Origin of the sequence: Sneathiella sp., assembly GCF_041689005.1 — a bacterium.
Classification (GTDB): domain Bacteria; phylum Pseudomonadota; class Alphaproteobacteria; order Sneathiellales; family Sneathiellaceae; genus Sneathiella.
On sequence record NZ_JBDNHC010000109.1, the window covers coordinates 1 to 7722 of the forward strand.

The 7722-nt window shown below is 57.0% G+C and carries 11 protein-coding genes; 10 read left to right on the forward strand and 1 reads right to left on the reverse strand.

What is annotated here, in order from left to right; all coding sequences use genetic code 11:
- The 9 genes from ACESNI_RS12755 to ACESNI_RS12795 form a co-directional block, all read left to right on the forward strand.
- A partial coding sequence (locus ACESNI_RS12755) for an SRPBCC family protein (protein WP_373087370.1) occupies positions 1-303 on the forward strand: 303 nt, incomplete at its 5' end.
- 8 nt (positions 304-311) lie between these two features.
- Entirely contained in the window at positions 312-1094 is a 783-nt protein-coding gene (locus ACESNI_RS12760) for a ThuA domain-containing protein (RefSeq protein WP_373087373.1), read from the forward strand.
- Between the two features lie 55 nt (positions 1095-1149).
- Positions 1150-1671: a VOC family protein gene (locus tag ACESNI_RS12765; protein WP_373087376.1), complete on the forward strand. Its 522-nt coding sequence runs from the start codon at positions 1150-1152 to the stop codon at positions 1669-1671.
- A 5-nt stretch (positions 1672-1676) separates the two neighbouring features.
- The gene (locus ACESNI_RS12770; RefSeq protein ID WP_373087379.1) at positions 1677-2426 is read left to right on the forward strand and encodes an SDR family NAD(P)-dependent oxidoreductase; all 750 of its coding nucleotides are present in this window, start codon (positions 1677-1679) and stop codon (positions 2424-2426) included.
- The gene (locus ACESNI_RS12775; protein ID WP_373087381.1) at positions 2423-3214 is read left to right on the forward strand and encodes an SDR family NAD(P)-dependent oxidoreductase; all 792 of its coding nucleotides are present in this window, start codon (positions 2423-2425) and stop codon (positions 3212-3214) included. Before ACESNI_RS12770 ends, ACESNI_RS12775 begins: the two co-directional genes overlap by 4 nt.
- Before the next feature lie 16 nt (positions 3215-3230).
- Entirely contained in the window at positions 3231-3899 is a 669-nt protein-coding gene (locus ACESNI_RS12780; RefSeq protein ID WP_373087384.1) for a glutathione S-transferase family protein, read from the forward strand.
- A gap of 50 nt (positions 3900-3949) precedes the next feature.
- Positions 3950-4912 carry a zinc-binding alcohol dehydrogenase family protein gene (locus tag ACESNI_RS12785; RefSeq protein ID WP_373087386.1) on the forward strand — a complete coding sequence of 321 codons (963 nt, stop codon included), beginning with the start codon at positions 3950-3952 and terminating at the stop codon, positions 4910-4912.
- Positions 4913-4994: 82 nt separating this feature from the next.
- Positions 4995-5345 (forward strand): Rieske (2Fe-2S) protein, encoded by a 351-nt coding sequence (locus tag ACESNI_RS12790; RefSeq protein ID WP_373087389.1) that lies wholly within the window; start codon positions 4995-4997, stop codon positions 5343-5345.
- Between the two features lie 34 nt (positions 5346-5379).
- Positions 5380-5859, forward strand: coding sequence for a nuclear transport factor 2 family protein (locus tag ACESNI_RS12795; protein ID WP_373087391.1), 480 nt, complete (start codon positions 5380-5382; stop codon positions 5857-5859).
- A 368-nt stretch (positions 5860-6227) separates the two neighbouring features.
- Here the strand turns inward: ACESNI_RS12795 and ACESNI_RS12800 are convergent, their stop codons facing one another.
- On the reverse strand, positions 6228-6500 hold the full coding sequence (locus ACESNI_RS12800) for a hypothetical protein (protein ID WP_373087394.1): 273 nt from the start codon (positions 6498-6500) through the stop codon (positions 6228-6230).
- Positions 6501-6584: 84 nt separating this feature from the next.
- Here ACESNI_RS12800 and ACESNI_RS12805 point away from each other — a divergent pair.
- Positions 6585-7722 (forward strand): TonB-dependent receptor (locus tag ACESNI_RS12805; protein WP_373087397.1); only part of this gene is annotated, 1138 nt, incomplete at its 3' end.

Sequence of the window (7722 nt, forward strand, 5' to 3'; positions counted from 1 at the left end):
TATTATGATTTCCTGATCACCCGTCACGACCCGCCGGGCGAACCCCGGCCCGATTTTGAACATCGGCTTTATCGTCACGACGAGTTGCCAAATTATGTCGACGCTTTTGACGGCACGTTCGATCCTGTGCTTGCCAACGTCCTGCAGCAGGACGGCACCAATATGCCAACCATGCAGCAGGGCACATCGTCGAAAGGCTTCCGAGGCATGATCCTGGGCGAACAGGAAGTGCGCATCCGCCATTTTCACCAGACAATCGACCGTTATCTCAGGGGTGACTTTCCCCTGCGCGGCGACCGTTGAGGGCCCCTATGACAAACGCAAAACATATTCACATCGTCACCGGCGGCAAGTTTCACGATTTCGATCTGGCGCGCCTGAAGCTGCTGGAAGCCATGGGTCAAGACGAGCGCATCCGGGCAAGCTGTGCCATGGATTACAGCGGGCTGGAGATTCTCGACGAAAGCGTCGGCCTGGTGCTCTATACCTGTGACATGATGCCAACCGACGAGCAGGCCCAGATGATGGACAGCTTCGTGCGCAAGGGGGGCCGTATCATGGCGCTTCATGCCGTCAATGCGCATCTCGAATTCACCGATGGACCAGAAATCGTGACCAGTGGTGTTCGTATTCCGGGTCTGGTGAAGTCGACGGCAGAGACGGTCTCGCCCTTGTTCATGGAACTGCTGGGCAGCCGCTTTGTCACCCATCTGGCCGCGCAGGAAGTGCATGTTCACGTGGAAGATCAGGATCATCCTGTCACCCGCGGGATGAAGGACTTCACCTTGATCGATGAACCCTATGTCGCGACTCCCCTCGGTGAATTGCGCACTTTGTTGTCCGCCCGGTACAAGGGTTCGACACCGGGTTATGTAACCGAAGAGATTACCGACGATCCGCCGCGTCCTCAGCTTTACGTCAAGGATCATGGCAAGGGGGCTGTGCTTTACTCTCCGCTTGGTCATGCATGCGGTAAATATGATATGCAGCCGCTCATGGACGAGGCCCCTGTTGTACGCGGCCCGTGGGATGACGAAAATTATCTCGAAATCGTGCGGCGCGGCATAGCCTGGATTACCGAGGCCCCGATTTAAAACCCTGTGGCCTGACGCTCGAACTTGAATCAGAATTATGATCGGGAGATCAGGAATGAAACCTTTAATCATCAGGCAACTTGGCTATGTCACCAATGATATAGAGGGTTCGGCCATGGCCTGGGTGGAAACGATGGGCGCGGGTCCGTTTTTTATTCTGCCGGGGATGGGCTTCAAAAGCTGGACCTATTTGGGGGAAGCCCAGGAGATGACGCTGGATATCGCTTTCGGCCAGGTCGGGGACATGATGATAGAACTTATCCGACCCAATGGCCCGTGGCCCAATGTTTACGGACAATCGATGCCGGATGGATGCGTGCCGCACCATCAGGGCTGCCTCGTAAGAGACGTCGAAGCAAGCTCGCGTTTGCTGGGCCGCGAAGCCGTAACCCGTGCAGAACTATCAGCCGAGACCGAGCTGCGCTATTTCGACTGTCGCGATAAAACCGGACTTTTTGTCGAATTGATCACGGACAATGAAGAGAGCCGCGGCTTTTTTGCCACCGCGATCGAAGCCGCCTCCAGCTGGGATGGCAAGTCGGATCCTGTCCGTTCATTCCCGGCGGGTGGAAATTGATGCCGATGGCGGAGCCAGCAACGCGTTTCAAAGACCGGGTCATCCTGGTTACCGGCGCAGCGTCGGGTATCGGCGCCGCTACCGTCGCTGCGTTGCGAGAAGAAGGCGCAAAACTTGTGGCGCTGGACCGCATGCCCATTTCCACTCCGGCAGAATTATGCATCCAGATGGATGTAGCAGACGAAGAGGAATGGATCGCAGCAGCCGGGCAAACTGTTGCCCAGTTCGGCCGAATAGATGGTCTCGTAAACTGCGCCGGTATCATCCGGATGGGCGCCATAACCGATCTGTCCGCAGAGGATTTCCGGCTGAGCATGCGAGTGAATGTCGAAGGCCCGTTTCTCGCGATGAAGCATATACTCCCGATCATGTACCGGCAAGGTAGCGGCAGCGTCGTCAACATATCATCGACCGCCGGTATTGCCGGAGCCGCTGGTGCGGGCGGCTACTGCGCAAGCAAAGGCGCGATCCGGATGCTGTCGAAGGCCGTCGCGCTGGAGGCGATAGCGGGCAAGACCGGTGTGCGCGTCAATTCCGTGCACCCGGCGATGACCGAAACGCCGATGGTCAAGGACATCGTAAGCCAACTGGGTGGCGATGAAGATATTGAGGCGCAGATGCGGGCGCTCCAGCCCTCCGGCAATTTCATTCCGGTAAGCGCGGTGGTCGATTCCATTCTCTTCCTGCTTTCCGATGCGTCCCAATTTGTAAACGGCACCGAGCTGATCGTCGACAATGGATTTACCGCTCAGTGAGCGAGACCAGCGCTCCGTTGCGACTGGAGGGTTGCTGTGCACTGGTAACCGGCGCTCTTGGCGGAATCGGAATGGCAATATGCCGCCTGTTCGTCGAACAGGGAGCAAAAGTCTGGCTCGCCGATCTCGAACCTGCCGACAGTGAGAAAGTTCGTCTGGCGCTGGAACAATTGGGCCATGCGGAGTATCTCCGGCTTGACGTCACCGAGACGGAGGATTGGGACAGCGCGGCTGCGATGATCGGCGACCGGCTCGACATTCTCATCAACAATGCCGGCATTGCCCCGACCGGCGAGCTGGAAATCTTGCCGCTCGAGCAATGGCAACAGGTGATGGCGGTCAACTGCCAAGGCGCTTTCCTGTCGCTTGCTAAAATGTCCGGCCATCTTGCGCGGGCTGGAACATCCAGCGGCCGCTGGGCAAGTGTTGTCAATATCTCGTCGATCCTCGCGATGGTCGGGATGGCGCAGGCCAGTGCCTATGCCGCCAGCAAGGGTGCTCTGCGCAGTCTGAGCAAATCGGCCGCAATGGAATTTGCGCAGGCAGGCCGCCCGATCCGGGTCAATTCTCTCCATCCCGGCTTCGTCGAGACCGACATGACACGGGCGGGCAGCGACGCGATGAGCGAAGCGGGTGACCTGCTGGAAACGCTAGGCAGTGAAACCCCGATGGGCCGCGTCGGGACGCCCGAAGAGATCGCCTATGCCGCGCTGTTTCTGGCATCAAATGAGAGCAGCTTCATTACCGGCAGCGAACTGACCGTGGATGGCGGCTGGACCGCCCGTTAAAGCAAAAGGAATTACCATGATTTTCTATGATTTCGACCTGTTTGCCCCCAGCCCCTATGTTGTCAGGATGTTTGCCGAGGAAAAGGGACTGAAGCTGGAACGCAAGGTCATCGACCTGCTGACCAGAGAAAATCGGCGTGCGCCCTTTACCACCGCGATCAGTCCGCTTGGCGAGTTGCCCGCCCTGCTGCTCGATGACGGCACCGCCCTGACCGAGATCACCGCAATTTGCGAATATCTGGAAGAGATCCATCCCGAAGTACCGCTGATCGGATCGACACCATTGGAACGAGCCGAGACCCGCATGTGGGTGCGGCGGATCGACCAGAAAATTGCCGAACCGATGGGAGAAGGCTTCTCGGCGGCCGAAGGTCGCGAGTTTTTCGAATGTGACCAGAAGGACCCTGACCTGATAACCAAGACGATATTGCCGCCTGAAGCCGGCCCGGCGCTCAAGGCAAAGGCCCAGGAAAAAATTGTCTGGATGGCTGGACAGCTCGATGGCCGCCAGTTCGTCTGCGGTGACCGGTTCACGCTGGCTGATATCTACCTCTATTGCTATTTGCAGTTCGGCGAACATCAGGGCCAGCCAATCTCGGAAGAAGCGCCCTGGATGCACGATTTCTTCGACCGCATGAAGAAACGTCCGACGGCGTGGCATGGCGAAGGCGGCAGCCTCGAATAGGCAATCAGGCCCTCCCACAATCAGACGCCAACAGGCAGCAGGAATTCAGTATGAAGGCAGTGTTTTACAGCGAGAATGGCGGCCCGGAGGTCATGCAATATGGCGACCGGCCGGACCCGGAACTGCAGGACGACAGCGTTCTCATCCGCAGCGAAGCAATATCGATCGAAGGCGGAGACCTGCTGAACCGGCTGCTTTCACCGCCTGACCCTGTTCCTTTCATCCCCGGCTATCAGGCGGCGGGAGTGGTTGAGGCCATTGGCCCATCGGTTACGCTCTTCCAGCCGGGCGACCGGGTGGTTGCGTTCAACTGGGCGGGCAGCCATGCGGAACTGTTCGCCGCGCCGGAGAGCTTTACCTACGCGATCCCGGATTCCCTCGACCTGTCGCTGGCAGCGGTTGCGCCGATCGCTTTCGGCACCGCCTATGACGCGCTGATCGAATATGGCCATCTGCAGCCGGGCGAGACCGTGATGATCCAGGGTGCCGGCGGCGGTGTCGGACTGGCCGCGGTCCAGATCGCCAAGGCGGCCGGCGCGACCGTGATCGGCACCTCTTCCAGCAACGAACGGCTGGAGCTTATCCGTCCGTTCGGGCTGGATCACGGCATAAACTACCGGGAAGAGGATATTGCCGAGCGATGTCTGGCCATTTCCGGCGGCAAGGGCATCGACCTCGCCGTTGACCTGGCGGGCGGCAAGGGCAAGGACCTGCTCGTCAAGGCATTGCGGCCGCACGGTCGCTATGCAGCGGTCGGCGCGGCGACCGGAGACATCCCCTCCTTCAGCTTTTTCGAACTGATCGGTGAAATGCTCAACGTCTTCGGCGTGTCCCTCGGCCAGGAAATGCACACCGAAAGGGTTCGCGCGCTGGTCGCCGATATCTTTGCAAAGCTGGAAGATGGCTCCTACCGGATGCCTATCGACAGGACATTTGCCTTGTCCGACGCCGTCGCAGCGCACCGTCATGTCGCGGAATCGCATCCGTTCGGCCGGGTGATCATGACACCCTGAAACGACAATGCCCTGCCTGATCAGCCCCAAGACAGTCGGGCCGCTGGGTAGGTCGAGTATACAGAGAAAGGTAAAGGACCGAATGAGTATCACCTGGCACCCGCTCATGGCGTTGGAGGAATTTCCTGCAGACGGAAAATATGCAGCCTGTGTCGGGGGTTGGTTCGTGCTGCTAATGAAGGATGGGGAACGATTCGCTGCCGTCAATGACCGCTGCACCCATCAGGCATCCCGGCTGTCTGAGGGAGGAATCCGGCGTGGCGCCATCATGTGCCCGGTCCACGGTGCCCGTTTCGAGGCTGCTACCGGCAGATGTCTCGGCGGCGCCTATCCCGACCTGCGCACCTTTGAAACCCGCATTGTCGACAACAGGCTCGAAGTGGCGGTGCCCGACGAACCGCCGGGCGTAAACGAAAGACCGACCGGCGTTTGAGCCCTGTCCGGCGGCGGCAAACTATTGATCCACAATGCAACAAGAGACTGGCACCATGGCCCGGCAAGAAAATATCAACCTGCTCAATCAATATTTTACCCTGATGCAGAACGGAGACTGGGCAGCTGTCGAAGCGATGTATCATGACAATATCGTAGTCCACATGCTCGGCACCACGCCGGCATCGGGACGGATGGATGGCAAGGCTATGGTGACCGACGATCTGATCGCCGAAAAGGTCCACGGCGCGATGGTTCCTGACACCATCAAGTTTGCCCGGAAATGGAAAATCATGTGTGCCGATGATCAGCGTGTTGTCGCTATCATGGAAGGAGGCGGTGAGACCAAATCTGGTGTCACTTATGACCAGACATATTGCGAAATTTTTCGTTTCCAAGACGGTAAGCTGATCGAGATGCATGCCTTTTTTGACACAGCTCTTGCTGAAGCAGCCCTTTTCGAAAACCCGCTGACCGTTATAAGGCATCCCGCTGCCGCCCAGATGGACTATTGAAGTCTTCATCCTTCCCATTAGTGCAGGGCAGCTAGTAGCTATATATCGTTGCACGTGTAGCAAATGATGGAATGCATGAATTCTAACGGAGGAAAATCTCCTATGAGCAGGTCCGGTGCGTTGAGTCGCCAATCGAATGTCCGCAATTGGATCATCAGCGATCTGGCTCGAACGACCGGAACTGGGCGCGAAGCGGACATAGAATTGCACTGTCGCGAATGTCTGAAACTGGGGTGATTGCCGACCAGCCGCTTTTAGTCTCCATCCAATCAGCTCGAATGACCGAAACTGGGTGGATTCCCGAATGGCCGCACTTGGCAAGCGAAGGCGGGAACGCGGACCGTCGGACCGCAAGCCGGGATCGACCGCTAGCCGAAGGCGCGCAATAGCAGCGATGTCGCCGAGGAAAGCACGGTCAAGCCGATGATCGCTTCCAGCTTGTCCCAGCCTTGGGCGTGCGAACAAATGCGCAAGCAAGCCCCCAGGTAGCTGGGATCAGTGGAAACACTGCTTCGTCCAGCCTGACGTTGGGGACCACCGGTTCCACCAAGCCAATCAGACCAGGGTGCCCTATCTTCCGTTCCGCCGTTAGTGTTATCGATAATATCACGGAGCGGCACCAAATTTGATCGTTTCAACATTCTGTATTGCAATATACCTACTATGAACTGTATCTACGCGTCAGTAGATTTTAATTATAACAATAAACTCTAGGGGAGAGTGGTATGAGAAGGTTCAAAATTATTGCGCGCAGTCAAGGGCTTGCATATTCGCCAAAGAGCTTTCTGCGGCTGGCGTCAGGCCTCGGAACTGTATTCGTCTGCGCACTGACGGTTCCAGCAATCGCGCAGGATTCGCCAGAGAGCGATCAGACAGTCGCTCAAGAAAATTATGGTTTCGATGAAATTGTGGTGACCGCTACACGCAGTTCGGAATCGCTGTCACGTGTGGCAGCTTCGATCACAGCCGTTTCCGAAGACGACCTTGGTGCGGGCAAGGTGCAAGATGTCGCCTCGCTGGCGTCTTCGATCCCGAATCTTTCCGTCGGCGACCAATTCGGTGTCAACCGCATCTTCATCCGCGGCATCGGTCTTACCAGTATCGATCTGGGCGCAGATGGCGGCGTTGCATTTCTTCAGGATGGCGCCCAGATCGCCCGTCCTGCTGCACAGCTTTCCGGCTTCTACGATCTGCAACAGGTCGAAGTGCTGCGTGGGCCTCAGGGTACTCTTTACGGACGCGGTGCTACAGCAGGCGCCATTAACCTGATCACCAAAAAGCCCACGGCAGAGCTCGATGGCTATGTTCGCGCTACCTATGGCAATTACAATAATATCGGCTTGGAAGCAGCGGTTGGTGGGCCCGTTTCCGGCGAGAAGGTGATGGTGCGTATTGCCGGGAAATATGAAAACCGTGATGGCTATGGCGTCAATGAATTTACCGGCAAGGATATCGACGATCGCAATGCCTATGCGTTCCGCGGAACCCTTTTGCTCGCACCGTCTGATGATGTGGAGATTCTGTTGTCGGGTGAATATTTCCACGAGAATGACAGCAATTACGCTTTCCACTATTTTGGACCAACCATTGCACCCGAAAATGCCCTTGGTTCGATTCTGGGCGGCGAAACATTGTTCACTGTAGCCGCAGCCAATGGCACGACCGCGAACATCCGCAACATCTATTCCGATCAGGAACCCCTAAACCAGCGCGAGGGATATAGTTTTACCGGCTCGATTGAATATACGCCGGGGGACTGGTCGATTAAATCGATCTCGTCCTACCATAATTTCGAACGGTTCAACCGCGACGATCTGGATGCATCCAATGTCAATATGTTCGGCCAGAACAATTATAATGAAA